2 protein-coding genes are annotated in these 1529 nt (G+C 56.6%); both read right to left on the reverse strand.

From position 1 onward, the window contains the following. Positions 1 to 36 precede the first annotated feature (36 nt). The gene (locus BFQ04_RS23630) at positions 37 to 873 is read right to left on the reverse strand and encodes an IS3 family transposase (protein WP_065949523.1); all 837 of its coding nucleotides are present in this window, start codon (positions 871 to 873) and stop codon (positions 37 to 39) included. Further along, positions 870 to 1172 carry a transposase gene (locus BFQ04_RS30540; protein WP_065949522.1) on the reverse strand — a complete coding sequence of 101 codons (303 nt, stop codon included), beginning with the start codon at positions 1170 to 1172 and terminating at the stop codon, positions 870 to 872. The genes BFQ04_RS23630 and BFQ04_RS30540 overlap by 4 nt, the downstream gene beginning before the upstream one ends. Positions 1173 to 1529 lie beyond the last annotated feature (357 nt).

Here is a 1529-nt window from a genome sequence, read left to right on the forward strand (position 1 = left end):
TGAACTGGTCAAGTAATCTTGGACACTGATTAAGGTTCACGCCGCCAACCTTTCCTTCACGACCGGCGACCGGTAGTCGTTGTAGCTATGAGGCCTGCTGATGTTGTAGCGCGAGACATAGCGCTGCACGTCTGCTCGGGCCTCATGTTCCAGTTTGTAGCCCGTTTCAGGCACCCACTCTGATTTCAAGCTGCCAAAGAAACGCTCCATCGGGGCGTTGTCCCAGCATTCGCCTTTACGGCTCATACTCTGCCTAAACCCCTGTTTCAGCAGCTCGTTTCGGAATTTATGACTGGTGTACTGACAACCTTGGTCAGAATGAAACAACACATCCTGGGGATGGCCGCGTAGCTCAACCGCCATGCGTAGCGCTTCGCAGGTCAGGTTGGCATCAGAAATCATCGAGAACGACCAGCCCACGATCCTGCGAGCGTACAAATCCAGAACGGCGGCGAAGTACATCCACCGCTTGCCGACCTTGATATATGTCACGTCGCCACACCACACCTGATTAACCGCCGTCACATCAAATTTTCGCTTGAGCACGTGCGGCGCCACCAAGGCCTCCACGCCCGGCGACCTGTACTTATGGCGCCTGCGCTGACGGCTGGCGATGCCAGCTTCGCGCATCAAACTGCGAGCCATATAACGCCCGATACGATGCCCTTTGGCTTGTAGCTCCTTGGACAACGTACGTGCACCGGCCGACTCTCTGGACGCCTTGTGGTGCCTGACCAGCGCGGCTTTGAGCTTATCCCTCTCAGGATTTGCTCTGCCTTGGCGCTGGCGCCAGGCGTAGAAGCTACTGCGGTTGACCCCAAACGCCTGGCAACACCTTTTAACGCCGTACTGCTCGTCCAGCTCATCGATCAACGTGAATGATCTTTGGCGTCCAAAAGCAGGAGAGCACTGGCCTTTTTTAGAATTTCGATATCCAGGTCTTTCTCTCTGAGCAGAGCTTTGAGCCTCTGGATTTCTCGTTGATCAGCAGTAATCGCCTTGGCCCCTACCGGGGTCGAGCCCAAGCGTTCTTTTTGCACTTGATCGACCCAGCGGCGCAGGGCTGTGGGGCCGATATCCAGGGTGGCACACACCTCGGTAACCGGCTGACCTTCATCCAACACCATGCTGGCAGCCTTGAGCTTGAACTCACTCGAATAAGATTTACGCATAACCAAACACCTCAGATTTGGGCGCTATCATAGCGCCCGATTGAAGTGTCCAAAATCATTAGGCCAGTTCAGCTTGCCCCCGATGGCGGTCTCACAGCCGACAGCTACCCACTGACACGCCTCGGCCCAATGTGGGAGGGGGCTTGCCCCCGATGGCGGCCTCCCAACCGACAGCTACCCACTGACACGCCTCGGCCCAATGTGGGAGGGGGCTTGCCCCCGATGACGGCCTCTGGGCCGACCAGGATGTTGGATTGGACCGGGTACATATCCGTTTCTGCGGTAACGGCGGCTGGCGGTTCCGCTTTTACAGCGGGTCACTTTTGGAAAAGAGCCCCAAAAGTAACCAAAAAGGCT

It is taken from the genome of Pseudomonas sp. 37 R 15 (genome assembly GCF_900004865.1).
In the GTDB taxonomy this organism is placed as follows: domain Bacteria; phylum Pseudomonadota; class Gammaproteobacteria; order Pseudomonadales; family Pseudomonadaceae; genus Aquipseudomonas; species Aquipseudomonas fluorescens_AM.